Consider the following 14780-nt stretch of genomic DNA (forward strand, 5'->3'; position numbering starts at 1 on the left):
AAAGTAGGTCATCGTCAGACTAACTACACCACGCCAACGCCCGAGCACCCAAAAACAGGTCTCGGGCGTTCGTGCGTCGACGCAGAGAAAAACGTCGCAACATCCAACTCCGTACCCGGCCAGAAGTCTCGCTCGTGACCGGCCGACCAAGCTCCGACCGGAACAGCGACTGGAGACCCGCTGACTGATGGGCGTTGAAATGTCGTGATAATATACAAAGTTGTTTTGCATTCATGGCTCTTGGCGTGGCCTGTGATGCCGTGGATGTGATGGGTTTAACGCGCTTGTAGGGTGTCAGTCGGATAGTCTGTCAGGAAGCTGCTTGCGCTCATGTCGGGTGTGAGGGAGCTCCAAGGTGAATGGGTTCAGTCTGGGGTAAACGATGCTGAAGGTCTTCAGTCACTATCTTCCGTCTCACACGCTGCAACAGGTGCTGTTCGATGCCTTGCTGCTGTTTCTTGTCGTGCTGGGTACGGTCATCTTCCTGGCGCCGCCTGGAGTTCCTGACTGGGCCGTCTTTGCTCCATCTGCCCTGATTTTTGCGGTGTTGATGGTCGGGCTGAATACCGCAATGGGGCTTTATCGTCCTGTACTGCAGCGCTGCAAGCGACAGGCGTTTGCCCGTGTTGCCCTGTCGCTGCTGGTCAGCATCCCCGTGGCCTACGGTGTTTTCGGGCTGCTGCCCTGGGCCGAGATGGCGCCGCATTCGCTGCAATGGACCGTCGTGTTGTTGCTGTCCTCCTTGCTGTTGATGCGGGGCTTGATCAACCAAAGGCAGGCTTCCAGCCTTTTTTCTCCGCGCGTGCTGATCATCGGCACCGGGGCCGATGCCGCTCAGGTCTACCGTGATCTGACTCGTCCGCTGCAGCGTAGCGTCGAAGTGGTCGGCTTCCTGCGGAGCGGTGGGGACGAAAAGCTCGAAGTGGATGCGAGGCAGGTTCTGCCGGCGCAAGGGCTGCTCGATGTCGTCCGCACTTTGAAGGTCAACGAGGTCATCGTTGCTGTGCGTGAGCGGCGGGGGGGCGTGCTGCCTCTTCGTGAATTGCTCGATTGCAAGCTCGAAGGCGTTCGCATTGTCGATCTGTCGTCCTTTTTTGAAAGGGTCCAGGGGCAGGTGAAGCTCGATTCGCTCAGGGCGAGTTGGTTGATCTATGGTGACGGTTTCCGGCAGGGCTTGATCCGCACCTTCGTGAAGCGTGTGTTCGACATTTGTGCAGCATTGTTGTTGCTGATCTTGGCGATGCCGATCATGCTCGTGACGATGCTGTTCATCCTCATCGAGGATGGTGCTCCGGTGTTCTATCGCCAGGAGAGGGTCGGATTGGGTGGCCGGGTTGTTCGTGTGACCAAGTTTCGCAGCATGCGTCGTGATGCGGAAAAGGACGGCAAGCCGCGTTGGGCGACGTCGAATGATGATCGCGTGACCAGAGTGGGGCGTGTGATTCGCAAGCTACGGATCGATGAACTTCCTCAACTGTTCAATGTGCTTGTCGGCGACATGAGCATGGTTGGACCGCGCCCCGAGCGTCCGTTCTTCGTCGATCAACTGGCGCGGGAAATCCCTTTCTACAATGTTCGACATTGCGTCAAGCCTGGTGTGACAGGCTGGGCTCAGGTTCGTTACCAGTATGGCGCCTCTGTCGATGATGCGATGGAGAAGCTTCAGTACGATCTTTACTACGTCAAGAACCATACGCTCGTTCTCGACATTCTCGTGCTTTTCGAAACGGTTCGCGTCGTGCTGACGGGCGAGGGGGCCCATTGAGATGCACCGGACGTATGTCGGCTGAAGGTGAAGGTGCATTGGCTGTCGTCGATCTGAAACGAGAGACCTGAAGTGCTGGAGCTCGCCTTTTGGGGTTACGGCACTGCGGCGCTGGCCTTTTTCTTCTTCGGGCTCTACGTCTTCTTCGCATGGCGAGGAGGGCTTCCGGGAGGCGTCCTCCTGGTTGCGGTCGTGCTGTCCTGCCTGTGGGCTGCGACAGAAGCGAGCTCCGTCTATTTGACCGGTGCGCCGTGGCCGGTGCTGGGCGTTCTGCTCGACTGCCTTCGCGGTGCGGCATGGTTTGCCTTTCTCATCGTCCTGATGCGCCCCCTGTGGGGCGCACGCGTGCGATGGCCTGCGTATCTCGCCGCAGGGGTCGTTGGAAGCCAACTGGCATCGCTGGCTTTCGAGGTGTTCGTGCCGGGCATCGTGTTGCCGATTCGGCCGATCCTGGTTGCTTGGCTTGCGCATGCGGTAGTGGGGCTGATGTTCATCGAGCACCTCTATCGGGCGCTTCCCGATGCCTCCCGATGGGGCATCAAGCCCCTGTGCATCGGACTTGGAGCTGGCTACATCTTCGAGTTGTACCTGTTTGCCGATGCAGCCTTGTTCAATCGAATCGATCTCGATGTCATTGCGGTTCGGGGCGTGGCGCATGCGCTGCTGATACCGCTGATCGCGCTTTCTGGGACACGCAGCCCTACCTGGACACTGCGTATGGCAGTGTCGCGGGAGGTCGTGTTCCATTCTGCCGCTCTCGCCGCTGCCGGGGTCTATCTGCTGGTGATTGCCGCGGTTGCCTACTACGTACGCTATTTTGGAGAAAGCTGGGGGCGGGCGTTGCAGATGGCCTTGCTCTTCGGCGGTCTCGTGCTGCTCGGGGCGCTGCTTTTTTCCGGATCGCAGCGGGCTCGCCTGAGGGTTCTCCTCAGCAAGCACCTTTTCCCGTATCGCTACGACTATCGTACCGAATGGCTGCGATTCACCCAGGCGCTGGCCTCGGCGGACAAGGGGCTCGATCTCGGCCAGTCGGTCGTCAAGGCATTGTCGGATCTGGTCGAAAGTCCTGGTGGAACATTGTGGCTGCGCGACAGCTACGGCAAATTCGTGCCTTATGCTCGCCTGAACCGTCCGGCGATCGATGTCGTCGAGTCGATGGATTCCGGACTCTGCCGCTTTCTCGATGAACGCGAGTGGATCATCGATCTCGAGGAATACCGGAGTCGCCCCAAGTACTATGAAGGCCTCGTATTGCCGGATTGGCTTTCCAACTTGCCGGATGCGTGGCTCGTCATACCCCTCAGGAGCACGGATTCGCTGCTCGGTTTTGTCGTGCTGGCAAGGCCTCGTGCGCCGTTCGATGTGGATTGGGAGGTGCTCGATCTGCTGAAGACGGCTCAGCGGCAGGCTGCAGGCTATCTCGAGCGGATGCTTGCTGCGGAGGCGCTGCTCGAAGCCCGCAAGTTCGACTCCTTCAATCGGATGTCGGCCTTCATCGTGCACGATCTGAAGAACCTCGTCGCGCAGATGTCGCTGATGCTCAAGAACGCGGAGCGCCACGGACATAAGCCCGAGTTCCAGCAGGATATGCTCGAGACTGTTTCGCACGTCGAGTCGCGGATGAGGGGGCTGATGACGCAGTTGCAGGAGAAGCGTCCCATCGATTCGCCCCGCGGCGTCGATATCGTGCAGATCCTGCGCAGTGTCTGCGAGTCGAAGCGTTGTCAGTCGCCCGTGATCCAGTTGCTCGACCCGCTTCCTCGCCAAGCGATGGTGCTGGCTCATCCCGAGCGCCTGGAGAGAATCATTGGCCATGTCGTGCAAAATGCACTGGATGCCACAAATGAGGATGGTAAGGTGACTGCTCAGCTCAGTCTTGCCGGTGACGGCAGGGCGAGTTTGGTGATTGCAGATACGGGGTGCGGCATGTCAGCCGATTTCCTTCGCGACCGCCTGTCTCGTCCGTTCCAGACGACTAAGGCCAGCGGCATGGGCATAGGCGTGTTCGAGACCCGTCAGTATCTGAACGAGATCGGTGGCGATCTCCAGTTCGAAAGCGAAATCGGACAGGGGACGCGAGCAACCATCCTGTTGCCATGCTTGTCGGATGGGCGGCAGGATCTACAAGACGGAGCCAGTGAAATTCATGCCTGAAAAGCAGCGGACGCTATTGATCGTCGAGGACGATCCTGCGCTGCAGAAGCAGATGCGTTGGGCTTTCGATGCCTGTGAAACCGTCGTTGCAGACGACAGGGAAAGTGCGATTACACAGTTGCGCCGCCACGAACCTGCAGTGGTGACCATGGACCTGGGGCTTCCTCCAGCGCCTGACGATGTCACCGAGGGGTTTCGGCTGCTGCGCGAAATTCTCGTACTGGCGCCGGACACCAAGGTGATCGTGCTGACTGGCCAGCATGATCGCGAGAACGCGGTCAAGGCGATTGGGTTGGGGGCGTACGACTTCTTCGCTAAGCCTTTCGAGCCCGAACTGCTGGCGCTCACCATCGAGCGGGCTTTCCGCATGCACGACCTGCAACTCGAGAATGCACGCCTGTCGGCAATGGGAGCCAGCCCCCTGTCCGGCCTGCTGACACGCGATCCCGGGATGCTCAAGATCTGCCGCACGATCGAGAAGCTTGCTTCAGCATCGGTCACCGTAGCCCTGTTGGGCGAGAGTGGGACCGGCAAGGAAGTGCTTGCGCGCGGCCTTCACGCACTGTCGTCGCGTTCCGCGGAGCGCTTCGTGGCAATCAACTGCGCAGCCATTCCCGAAGCCTTGCTGGAAAGCGAGCTGTTCGGTTACGAGAAGGGCGCATTCACCGGAGCGGTGAAGCAGACGCTCGGCAAGATCGAGACCGCCAACAAGGGCACCCTGTTCCTCGACGAAATCGGTGATCTGCCGATGCCCCTGCAGGCCAAGCTGCTGCGTTTCCTGCAGGAACGCGTCATCGAGCGCGTTGGCGGGCGTGACGAGATTCCGGTTGATGTCCGGATCGTGTGTGCCACGCACAGGGATTTGAAAGAGCAGATCAAGACGGGTGCGTTCCGCGAGGATCTCTATTACCGCTTGGCGGAAATCGTCGTCGACATCCCTCCGCTGCGTGACCGGGAAGGCGATGCCGTGCTGCTCTCCCATGCCTTCGTTCAGCGTTATGCGCGAGAGAACGGGCGTGGTTCGATGACATTGACCGACGATGCGATTAACGCAATCGAGGCACATCCGTGGCCCGGCAATGTGCGGGAACTGGAAAACTGCCTCAAGCGCGCAGTCATCATGGCCGACGGCAACCGCATTACCGCGGACGATCTCGGCTTCGAGACGGTCGACGAGGATCTCGAACGTCTCAACCTGCGTCAGGTTCGGGATGAGGCCGAGCGCCGGGCGGTGCTGCGGGTCCTCGCGCGAACCAACAACAACATTGCCCGGGCGGCCGAAGTCCTTGGAATCAGCCGCCCTTCACTCTACGACTTGATGAACCGCTTCGGTTTGAAGAAGGAGAACGGATCGTGAACAACACTGCAGAGGGCCGGCGGCCTTCGGCCTGGAGAGGGCGTTCCCGGGGCCTGGCTCTGGCGCTGGTTTCCGCCGCCTTGTTGGGTGCCTGCAGCGACAGCCCGGAGCAGATGCTTGCTTCGGCGAAAGGCTATCTGTCCAACAACGATACCAATGCTGCGGTCATTCAGTTGAAGAATGCCCTGCAGGAGAACGGAAACCTCGCCGAGGCCCGTTTCCTCCTTGGGCGCATCAACCTGCAGCAAGGCGATACGGCGGGCGCGATCAAGGAACTGCAGCATGCCTTCGATCTCGGCTACGCCAGAATCGACGTCGTCCCTCTGCTGGCGAGGGCCAGAGTCAGCGCCGGCGAGTTCGATCGAGTACTGACCGATTTCGCCAATGTGAAACTGGAGGACGATGCTGCGCAGGGGCGTCTGCTGGGGGCCGTGGGTGATGCCCATTTCGGCAAGGCGAATGTTCAGGAGGCCATTCGGTCCTATCAGCAGGCGCTCACGCTGCGTGCGACTGACGTCGAGGCCGGCATCGGCCTGGCGCGAGCACGTCTTTTCAGCAACGACCCGACTGGCGCAGAGGAGGCCATCAGGGCCGTTGTTGCGCACAGCCCCGATAATGGCGATGTGTTGGCCGCCTTGTCCGACATTATGCAGGCACAGGGCAAGCAGGAAGAGGCGCTCAAGGCCCTGGAAGAGGCCGTGCGCCTGAGTCCCAACCAAGTTGGCTACCGCTATGCGCTGGTTTCCCTGCTGTTTCGCGGTGGCCGATACGAAGAAGGGGTGAAGCACTTCGAGGCGATGAAGAAGGCGGCGCCCAATCATCCGTCGACCCGCTATCTCCAGGCCTTCATCGATGCGCGCGAGGGCCGTCTGACCGAAGCGCGCGATTTGCTGGCACAGGTCCTGAAGCAGACGCCCAACTTCCTGCCCGCGCAACTGCTCGCCGGCTCGGTGCTGCTGCAACTCAACGACCAGGCCCAGGCCCGCAATCACCTGAACACCGTACTCAGCCGTGCTCCTGGCCAGCAATTGGCACGTACCTTGTTGATCACGTCCCATCTGTCCTCGGGTGAAGCGGCGCGTGCGCTCGAACTGCTGCAACCGCTGCTCGAGACGCAGCCAAGCGACGCACGCTTACTGGGATTGGCCGGACAGGTGTTTCTCGCCAACGGCGATCTGGCCAGAGCCGAGGATTACCTGGAGCGGGCGGCCAAGGCTGCCCCGGAAGATCCTCAGGCCCGTCTGCGTCTTGGTGCGGCCCGTCTGGCCAGCGGCGATGCAGAGGGTGCGCTGGCTGATTTCGAAAGCGCATCGACGATGGACGACTCTGCCATCCAGGCGGACCTGGCTCTGGTCGTTGCCTACCTGCGGCGCGGTGACACCGAGAAGGCGCTCAAGGCCCAGGCAGAGTTGGAGCGCAAGCAGCCGCAGAATCCGCTCGTATATAACCTGCGTGGCGGGGTGATGCAGGCCAGGCAGGACATCCCCGCCGCACGGGCTGCGTTCGAGAAGGCCTTGTCGCTCAATGCCGATTTCCTCGCTGCCGCAGTGAATCTTGCACGCCTGGATCTTGGCGAGCGCAAGACGGAGGAAGCGCTGGCGCGGATTCGCGCGATTGCCGATCGCAACGACAAGAACGTCGAGGCTCGTCTCGCGCTGGCGGAACTGCAGGTCGCAACCGGTGCTGTGCCCGCCGACGTGTTTGCCACGCTCGAGCGCGCGGAAGCGGCTGCGCCGGGAACCATGGCGCCCGCTCTGGCGATCATCCAGCATCACTTGCGCAACCGGGAGTTCCCGAAAGCGCTCGCTGCTGCACAAAAACTCAGTGCAGCAAACCCGAACGACGTTCGCGCGGTCGAAGCGCTCGCCCGTGCTCAACTGGCGGCCAATGAAACCCAGCAAGGCATAGCCTCCTTGAACCGGCTGGCCACGCTGCGTCCGCAATCCGCAGCACCCTTGATCATGGTGGCCGACGTGCATCGGGGGGCGAAGGACAATGCCGCAGCCGAACAGGCTGTGCGCAGGGCACTGGCGGTGCAGCCGGACTCGATCGATGCTCAGCAGCGGCTCGCAGGTTTGATGCTCGAACGCGGAGCGCGCGAGGACGCACTGAAGGTTGCCAGGGCGGTGCAGAAGCAGCATGCCGAGAACCCGGCCGGCTACGTGTTGGAGGCGGAGATCGAATCTGCCGGCAATCGCTGGGCCGAGGCGGCGTCGGTGTATCGCCAGGCCCTCGAGCGCAGAAGCAGTGGCGAGATCGCGATTCGTCTGCATTCCGCGCTGATGCGCGCAGAGCGCAAGGGCGAAGCCGACAAGTTCGCTACCGACTGGCTGCGGCAGCAGCCGGAAGATCTGGCGATGAGGGGCTATCTGGCCGAGCGTGCACTGGGCGAGACCCGCTATGCGGATGCAGTCGATGGTTTCGAGGCGATGAGGAAGATATCGCCCGACAACCCGATGGTGCTCAACAACTTGGCCTGGGCTGCCAACCAGGTCAAGGATCCGAAGGCACTCGAATATGCGGAGCGGGCGCAAAACCTTGCGCCGGACAACCCCGCCATCCTCGATACCCTGGGCGTGATCCAGATCGAGCATGGCCAGGCCGACAAGGGCCTGGCCAACTTGCAGCGCGCAGTGTCGCTGGCACCGGATCTCGCTCAGTTGCGCCTGAACTTGGCGCGTTCGTATGCAAAGCTGGGGCGCAAGGACGATGCTCGCAAGGAACTCGATACGCTGATGCCCAAGCTGCAGGAAAATACGCCCCTGCACAAGGAAGCAAGCGAACTCCTGAATTCGCTTTGATGATCCTTACCCATTGATTTGAATACATTGCAACAAGGAATCTGTTCATGAACACCATTGCAGTCGTCGGTCTGGGCTATGTCGGTTTGCCGCTTGCCGTCGAGTTCGGCAAGAAACAAAAGACCTTCGGCTTCGACCTGTCTCCGCAGAAGGTTGCGGCCTACCGTGATTTCATCGATCCGACCGGCGAAGTCGCCACCGAAGATCTGCGTGCGGCGACGCATCTGACTTGCCACACTGACCCTTCGGTGCTGAAGGAGGCGGATTTCATCATCGTTGCCGTGCCCACGCCGGTCGATGACGCACATCAGCCGGACCTGACGCCGCTGGTGAAATCGTCCGAAACCGTCGGTCGCAACATGAAGCGCGGGGCGATCGTGGTCTATGAATCCACGGTCTACCCCGGCGCCACCGAAGAGGTCTGCATTCCCATCCTCGAACGGGAGTCCGGCCTGAAGTGGAAGGAGGATTTCTTCGTCGGCTACTCGCCCGAGCGCATCAATCCGGGCGACAAGGAACGCACGGTGACCAGGATCGTCAAGGTCGTCTCCGGCGACACGCCCCAGACGCTGGAAACGGTGGCGCAGGTATACGGCTCGGTGATCACCGCCGGTGTCTGCCCGGCCAGTTCGATCAAGGTTGCCGAAGCGGCGAAGGTCATCGAAAACACCCAGCGCGATCTCAACATCGCGTTGATGAACGAGCTGGCCGTCATCTTCCACAAGATCGGTATCGATACGCTGGAAGTGCTCAAGGCGGCCGGTACCAAATGGAACTTCCTGCCGTTCCGGCCGGGCCTCGTCGGCGGCCACTGCATCGGTGTCGATCCCTACTATCTGACGCACAAGGCTGAAATGCTCGGCTACCACCCGCAGGTCATCCTTGCCGGCCGCCGGATCAACGACGGCATGGGCAAGTACGTCGCCGAGCAGACGGTCAAGAACATGATCGCCGCGGGCTCTAGCATCAAGGGTGCCGATGTCGTCGTGCTCGGCCTGACCTTCAAGGAAAACTGCCCCGATCTGCGCAACAGCAAGGTCATCGACGTCATTCGCGAACTGCAGAGCTACGGCTGCAGGGTCCACGTCCATGATCCGGTGGCCGAATCTGCCGAGGCGGAGCATGAGTATGGCGTGAGCCTCAGCGCATGGGATACCCTGCCGCAGGCGCAAGCCATCGTGGCAGCGGTGGCGCACCAGCAGTACCTGGACATGCCCGTTACCGGGTTATTGCAAAAACTCTCGCCCGGTGGCGTGTTCAGCGACGTAAAATCGGCCTACGATCCGGCGGCGCTCGAGGCCGCAGGGGCAGTTGTCTGGCGCCTGTAAGGGCCATCGTATCGGTGAGGCAGTGATGACGAAGCAGTCCGTAGCGATCCGTTCCGACTTTGGCCATCCCGGATTTTTCAGGAATGGCATGAAATGGATGCTCGGGCTCTTGATCGCGCTGCCGGCGCCGACTGCATTCGCCATCGACAAGCGCCTGGCCGAGCAGGCCCGATATCTGGCGCGGGAAGCCCTGAGCTACGAGCATGGCGAAGGGGTTCCGCGTGATCAGCCTTACGCGGCCCGGCTCTATTGTGAAGCGGCTCGCCTGGGCGACGTCGAAGCGATGTATTCCCTGGGCTGGATGTATGCCAATGGCCGGGGCGTCGAGCGCAACGACGCCTATGCCGGTGCCTTGTTTGCCCAGGCTGCCCGCAAGGGCCACGAGCATGCCAGGAAGATGTTGCGCTACACGGGAGATGACGCTCGCGCGAAGCCCGAATGCCTGCGCAGGCCGGCAGATGTGGTGCGGGAGCGCTGGCCGATCGATGGGCTCATCGCCCGTCTGTCGCCGGAACGACGCGAAATCGCCCGCCTGATGTCGGAGCTCTCGCCGAAGTACGGTATCCAGCCTGTGTTGGCGCTGGCCATCGGCCTGACCGAGTCGGCACTGAATCCGCAAGCCCTGTCGCCCAAGAACGCGATGGGCGTCATGCAGCTGATTCCGGAGACCGCCGAGCGCTTCAACGTCAGCAAGCCCTACGATCCCGAACAGAACATTCGGGGCGGTCTGGCCTATCTGCGCTGGTTGCTGGCCTACTTCGAAGGCGATATCGCCCTTGCCGCAGCAGCCTACAACGCGGGAGAAGGGGCGGTCGACCGCCATCGCGGCGTACCGCCTTATCGCGAGACGCAGGCCTATGTCGAACGTATCCTTCGCCACGTCGGGCAGGCGCATCACCCCTACGACCGCAGTGTCGTCTCACCCAGCCGGATGCTGCGCAACCTGCGCCTGGCCGCACAGGAAGGGAGCGGCACATGAATGCTGAACAGCAGCGCGTAGCGCACGCCGGGATTCGCCGGCGGGTGCTGCAATCGGTTTGTACGTTCGCTGCGCTGACGGCATGTCCTGCGCTTGCGCGGGCGAACCTGGTCGATATCCTGCCCGGCATCAAGCCTTCCGTCGTTGCGGTCGGCACCTATCAGCGTACCCGCAGCCCCGCTTTCCAGTTTCGCGGCACGGGCTTTGTCGTCGGCGATGGGCGCATGATTGCGACCAATGCCCATGTGCTTCCGGAAGCGATCGCAAGCGAGAACATGGAAATGCTGGTAATCGTCGTTCCCGGCAAGGACCAGCAGGGGACGGTTAGGCAGGTCAGCCGCGTTGCCAGCGAACGCAGCCGCGACCTTGCCGTGCTCCGACTCGAAGGCGGGGAGGCCCTGCCTGCCCTGAAGCTGGCTTCGCGGGAGCGGGTACAGGAAGGGCAGGAGATCGCGTTTACCGGCTTCCCGATCGGTGCCGTGCTGGGCATGACTCCGGTCACGCATCGCGGCATCGTCTCCGCGATCACGCCGATCGGCATTCCGCAGGGCAATTCACGCGACCTCAATCCCGCCCTCATCCGGCGGCTCGCCAATGACGTGTTCCGCGTCTATCAACTCGATGCCACGGCTTATCCCGGCAATAGCGGTAGTCCTGTGTTCGACCCGAAGACAGGCGAGGTCATCGGCGTCATCAACATGGTGTTTGTCAAATCGACCAAGGAAAGCGTGCTGTCCGATCCCTCGGGAATCAGTTATGCGATTCCCGTGGAGTACCTTCACAGGCTAATTGGGAACGCTCCCTGAACGACACCGGATCGCATCTTCGGATGGCAGGCACGACAAAAAACCCGCAAAGCCTTTAGCAGTGCGGGTTTTTGGGTCTTGGTGCTACGGGGTGATACGGTGAATTGGCCTTGTCACCAGGAATCGAAGAAGATGGTAGCCGCCTTATCCTGAAAAGGATTTGAAGCGGTACGGCGAATTCCTACCCCCAAATCTACCCCCAGCGCGTGAGGGCTGGGCCGGTGATCGGCCAGCGCCGCGTCGAAAATGCTGTCGCGGGCGGCAACTTCAATGAGGGCTTTCATCGCTTCCACTCCTGGTTGTTCCGATGAGCAGATCGCGCGAATCGTTGACCAGGTCCATGGCCTCGCTGAGGCACCCGGACAGGGAATGCTGGCTCAGGCTGTTGATGTCGCCGGTGACTTCAAGCGTGTAGATCATGTCGATGAGCGCGGCGGCCGATGACAGCTTGAGGTTGATGGCATCCACATCGATGTTGTCCGTGCTCATGACTTCACCTTCCTTAAATGCTTCGCCTTCTCGTAGGCTTCGATTTCGTTCCAGCCCATCATTTCAAGCCGGCGCGGTTCTGCGCGTCGTGCCAGGCCAATCAAGGTAGCGACCTGATCGGAGCCGCATTCGAGCGTACGGAGCAACGCCTGCACTTCTTCACCATTTTGGAAGTTGCCGGCATTGCCGTTCTCGCTGTCTTCCGCGACGAGGGCGGCGAGGCCGCCGCATACAACGGCCAAGTCTTGCGCCAGATGCTGTGCGTTCTCTATCCCGCCGGAAAACATTGACACCTCGTCGAGCGTCAGACGGTCCTCGGCCTTTTCCCACAACAGAAAAACTGCATCGCGTAGATTTCTCATGGTCACTTCCTCCCGAAGGTCAGACGATAGGCCAGCGCCGGGCCGGCGAAGCGGCGCAGCGCGCGGTACAGGGTGAAGCGGCTGATCGTGGTCATGCTGCCGTCCTCCCTTCCACCTTCGCCAGGGCGGCGCGAAGCGACATGAGCACGGCGCCTTCTGGCGTATGTTCGGAAGGCGCCCACTTCTGTCTGGTCAGCAAGGCTTCCGCTGCACTTGCCCAGGTCCGGGGAACGATAGGGGAGCGGGGTTTCCATCGCCGCCAGCGCGAGCTGGGCGATGGCTGCGATCTCGGAAAGGTTGAATTGTGCCGTGACTGCCATGTTTTTGATGGCAAGCTGCAGGCGGCGAACTTCGGTGGTGCTGGCTTCGAGGGTGCTGGACGCGGGCGCGCCGGTGGTGGGGTGTGCCATGGTGGTACTCCAAGTAGCGGTCTTTTTCTCCGCCTTCCCGTCGCCAAACGGGTGAGCGGAACCGTGTCGGGTTGGCGAACCGGTACTTGGAAACCGGCAGACCTTGCGGTCTCCCAACACGGCCCGCCCATAGGGCAACACCATGTTGCGGACGTAAAAAAACCGCGCGGGGCGGTTGTCCGCCCAAGTAAGCCCGGTCGCCAAACCGGTGCCCCGTTGTTTGCGGGGACGTGTGCAGAGTAGGCGGGCGGGGTGGGGGCTGTCAAGCGTATTAACAGATAGCTTGCTCTTCGTGGTTTCTGTTAATACAATTTACTCATGAAAATCACCTACGACGAAGCCAAGCGGCAGGCCAACCTCGTGAAGCACGGCCTTGATCTGGCAGATGCTGCGCTGGTCTACGACTCGCCGAACAAGATCACGCTGGCCTCGACGCGTAAGGATGAGCAGCGCCTTGTCGATATTGCAATGGTCGAGGTGATGGGCGTGGTGCTGGTTCTGGTCTATGTGGTTCGTGGTGACGCGGTGCGTGCCATTTCACTGCGCCGCGCGTCGAAGTCTGAAAGGAGGGTCTATGAATCCGCACAGCAAAACTGACTGGGCTCGTGTGAAGCGTGAGGCCGAAGCCGATGCGCCGGTGCCGTTCGATGCCGACGGCGATCCGTACGATCCGAACGATGAAGCCGCTGTCGAGGCCTTTGCCGCGCAGGCCCTGATTACCCGTAGGCGCGGCCCGCAGAAAGCCCCCACTAAAGTGCCGACCACCATCCGCTTCGACGCGGATGTGCTGGCCGCGCTGAAGGCTACCGGGCCGGGCTGGCAGACACGGGTGAATGCGGCGATGCGCGAATGGGTGAGGTCGCATGTCGCGCGTTGATGTCGGATTTTCCGACATCAAGATTCATAGCGTGCGCCTGATGGTGTTGCGCCGAACACATTGCCAGAGAGCTGGCCGAGCAGGTCGCGCAACGGATCGGTCTTCTGGCTGTTGTCTTTCTCGTACAGACCCAGGTGCTTCATCAGCTTTTCCAAAGCGCTGTTCTTGTCCGCAATCTTGTACTTCTTCAGGTAGCCGACGAATACGCGGTCTTTGCCCGATCCCTCGAACTGCTCCAGCACCTCGATGCCGGCCACGGCTGCGGCGGTGTCGTCGTCGAGATCATGGATTCCCTTCGGGCTGCCGTCTGCATTGAAGAGCCGGCGTGGGTCGAAGAAGGCGACTCGCGCCAGTTCTCGCAAGGTGTCGTCCTGGCTGATGCCGGTACGCTTCTGGCGCGCCTTGCGCCCTTCTTCAATGGCTCCGCACACCTCAACATTCCTCAACAGGCGTTCGCCCTGCTGGGTGGCCGTTCGTGGGCTGTACCCCGCTCGGATCGCCGCCTGTGTCGCATTCAGGTCGATCAGGTACTCATCAACGAAGCGAGCCTGCCTTGGTGTCATTCGGTCACGTTTCGTCATGGCGGCGTTCCTGTGCTGAGATGTGGCGCGTCTCCACGACGGCGGGAAGCTTCGCCGGCACGATGATGCGGCGCATACCTTCGAGTCGGCCGGTATAGGGGAGGCCGTTCCGGGTCATCTTGATCGCCGCGCCGGTCTGGTCTGTGATGACGACGATCGTACCGTCGTTTTCTGGCGGGGTGGCCTGCTCAAGCTTTGCAAGGCGGGTTTTCAGGTTGGTCATTTGCGGTTCTCCAGGGCGGTGATACGGGATTCGAGTTCTACGGTCTCCAAGGCCTTGCGACGGCTCTCCACAATGCCGGAGAGCGTCGCGGCCTCGCTTGGGGTGAGGGAGCCTTCGGCGACGGCTTGCAAGATGATTTGCTGTGCTTCGGACACGCCGGCCGCGGTGCTTGGTTCCACGCGGCTTGCCTCTCGGGTTGCCGGACTGGCCAGGCTTAAACGCCATTGGCTTGTTCTCCCCTTGAATTTTCAGGCTGTCCGCGATCCTTCACCCCCCAGCCCGAACGTCTGGAAAAGGGCATCGAAGGCCTCGGCCCGTGCCTGCGGTTTCAGTCGGTACAGGTTCGCCGTGTAGCGCTCTCCGGTACGGGCGGTGCGACGGATCACGGCCGAGCCTTCGATAGCCTCGATGATCCGTTGGCGCCGGAGCCACGAGCACGCAACCCGCACCCGGTACTCGTCGCAACCCATGACGCGGGCGATGTCGGACGTGGAGAACACTGTGCGGCCATCGGTGTCGATTTCACCGCGGTAGTCGGTGATGGCCGTGAGCACTGCTTCGGTGGTGATTTTCGTCATGCTTCAATACTCCCTGTCCATTCTCGGAAAGGGTCTGGCTGCACTCCTGCGCGGCTGCCCCGTCATGCAT

General features: G+C 61.3%; 17 protein-coding genes and 1 pseudogene. 9 read left to right on the forward strand and 9 right to left on the reverse strand.

What is annotated here, in order from left to right; all coding sequences use genetic code 11:
- The first annotated feature begins 382 nt into the window (after positions 1-382).
- From NX068_RS15620 to NX068_RS15650, 7 genes are all read left to right on the forward strand, one after another.
- Positions 383-1765 (forward strand): TIGR03013 family XrtA/PEP-CTERM system glycosyltransferase, encoded by a 1383-nt coding sequence (locus tag NX068_RS15620; RefSeq protein ID WP_263462180.1) that lies wholly within the window; start codon positions 383-385, stop codon positions 1763-1765.
- A 72-nt stretch (positions 1766-1837) separates the two neighbouring features.
- Positions 1838-3919 carry an XrtA/PEP-CTERM system histidine kinase PrsK gene (gene prsK, locus NX068_RS15625; protein ID WP_263462181.1) on the forward strand — a complete coding sequence of 694 codons (2082 nt, stop codon included), beginning with the start codon at positions 1838-1840 and terminating at the stop codon, positions 3917-3919.
- The gene (gene prsR / locus NX068_RS15630; protein WP_263462182.1) at positions 3912-5276 is read left to right on the forward strand and encodes a PEP-CTERM-box response regulator transcription factor; all 1365 of its coding nucleotides are present in this window, start codon (positions 3912-3914) and stop codon (positions 5274-5276) included. Before prsK ends, prsR begins: the two co-directional genes overlap by 8 nt.
- A complete protein-coding gene (gene prsT / locus NX068_RS15635) occupies positions 5273-8077 on the forward strand; it encodes an XrtA/PEP-CTERM system TPR-repeat protein PrsT (RefSeq protein ID WP_263462183.1) in 2805 nt (934 codons plus the stop codon). Before prsR ends, prsT begins: the two co-directional genes overlap by 4 nt.
- Positions 8078-8124: 47 nt before the next feature.
- On the forward strand, positions 8125-9405 hold the full coding sequence (locus tag NX068_RS15640) for a nucleotide sugar dehydrogenase (protein WP_263462184.1): 1281 nt from the start codon (positions 8125-8127) through the stop codon (positions 9403-9405).
- A 97-nt stretch (positions 9406-9502) separates the two neighbouring features.
- A complete protein-coding gene (locus NX068_RS15645; protein ID WP_263462272.1) occupies positions 9503-10384 on the forward strand; it encodes a lytic transglycosylase domain-containing protein in 882 nt (293 codons plus the stop codon).
- On the forward strand, positions 10381-11190 hold the full coding sequence (locus NX068_RS15650) for a S1 family peptidase (RefSeq protein ID WP_263462185.1): 810 nt from the start codon (positions 10381-10383) through the stop codon (positions 11188-11190). Before NX068_RS15645 ends, NX068_RS15650 begins: the two co-directional genes overlap by 4 nt.
- A gap of 113 nt (positions 11191-11303) precedes the next feature.
- Here the strand turns inward: NX068_RS15650 and NX068_RS15655 are convergent, their stop codons facing one another.
- From NX068_RS15655 to NX068_RS15670, 4 genes are read right to left on the reverse strand one after another with little or no spacing between them, the layout of a single operon-like run.
- Positions 11304-11474 carry a hypothetical protein gene (locus tag NX068_RS15655; RefSeq protein ID WP_263462186.1) on the reverse strand — a complete coding sequence of 57 codons (171 nt, stop codon included), beginning with the start codon at positions 11472-11474 and terminating at the stop codon, positions 11304-11306.
- Positions 11458-11679 (reverse strand): hypothetical protein, encoded by a 222-nt coding sequence (locus tag NX068_RS15660; RefSeq protein WP_263462187.1) that lies wholly within the window; start codon positions 11677-11679, stop codon positions 11458-11460. The genes NX068_RS15655 and NX068_RS15660 overlap by 17 nt, the downstream gene beginning before the upstream one ends.
- Positions 11676-12041, reverse strand: a complete 366-nt coding sequence (locus NX068_RS15665; RefSeq protein WP_263462188.1) for a hypothetical protein — start codon at positions 12039-12041, stop codon at positions 11676-11678. Before NX068_RS15665 ends, NX068_RS15660 begins: the two co-directional genes overlap by 4 nt.
- Positions 12042-12043: 2 nt before the next feature.
- Positions 12044-12451: a hypothetical protein gene (locus NX068_RS15670; protein ID WP_263462189.1), complete on the reverse strand. Its 408-nt coding sequence runs from the start codon at positions 12449-12451 to the stop codon at positions 12044-12046.
- A 318-nt stretch (positions 12452-12769) separates the two neighbouring features.
- Between NX068_RS15670 and NX068_RS15675 the strand changes: the two genes are divergently transcribed.
- Together NX068_RS15675 and NX068_RS15680 are read left to right on the forward strand one after the other, a co-directional pair.
- Positions 12770-13048 (forward strand): BrnT family toxin, encoded by a 279-nt coding sequence (locus tag NX068_RS15675; protein ID WP_263462190.1) that lies wholly within the window; start codon positions 12770-12772, stop codon positions 13046-13048.
- Positions 13026-13328 carry a BrnA antitoxin family protein gene (locus NX068_RS15680; RefSeq protein ID WP_263462191.1) on the forward strand — a complete coding sequence of 101 codons (303 nt, stop codon included), beginning with the start codon at positions 13026-13028 and terminating at the stop codon, positions 13326-13328. Before NX068_RS15675 ends, NX068_RS15680 begins: the two co-directional genes overlap by 23 nt.
- Positions 13329-13345: 17 nt before the next feature.
- On the opposite strand, the gene NX068_RS15685 is transcribed toward NX068_RS15680, so the two are convergent.
- The 5 genes and pseudogenes from NX068_RS15685 to NX068_RS15700 form a co-directional block, all read right to left on the reverse strand.
- Positions 13346-13909 (reverse strand): terminase small subunit, encoded by a 564-nt coding sequence (locus tag NX068_RS15685; protein ID WP_263462192.1) that lies wholly within the window; start codon positions 13907-13909, stop codon positions 13346-13348.
- Complete coding sequence (locus tag NX068_RS15690) at positions 13896-14132, reverse strand: hypothetical protein (RefSeq protein ID WP_263462193.1); 237 nt, start codon at positions 14130-14132, stop codon at positions 13896-13898. Before NX068_RS15690 ends, NX068_RS15685 begins: the two co-directional genes overlap by 14 nt.
- Positions 14129-14311 carry a hypothetical protein gene (locus NX068_RS15695; RefSeq protein WP_263462194.1) on the reverse strand — a complete coding sequence of 61 codons (183 nt, stop codon included), beginning with the start codon at positions 14309-14311 and terminating at the stop codon, positions 14129-14131. The genes NX068_RS15690 and NX068_RS15695 overlap by 4 nt, the downstream gene beginning before the upstream one ends.
- A pseudogene (locus NX068_RS21265) lies at positions 14310-14357 on the reverse strand (hypothetical protein); the annotation flags it as partial. The gene NX068_RS15695 and the pseudogene NX068_RS21265, both read right to left, overlap by 2 nt.
- A 23-nt stretch (positions 14358-14380) precedes the next feature.
- Positions 14381-14710 (reverse strand): hypothetical protein, encoded by a 330-nt coding sequence (locus tag NX068_RS15700; protein WP_263462195.1) that lies wholly within the window; start codon positions 14708-14710, stop codon positions 14381-14383.
- Between the last annotated feature and the right edge of the window lie 70 nt (positions 14711-14780).

Source organism: Thauera carbonicopians (assembly GCF_025699485.1).
Classification (GTDB): Bacteria; Pseudomonadota; Gammaproteobacteria; order Burkholderiales; family Rhodocyclaceae; genus Thauera.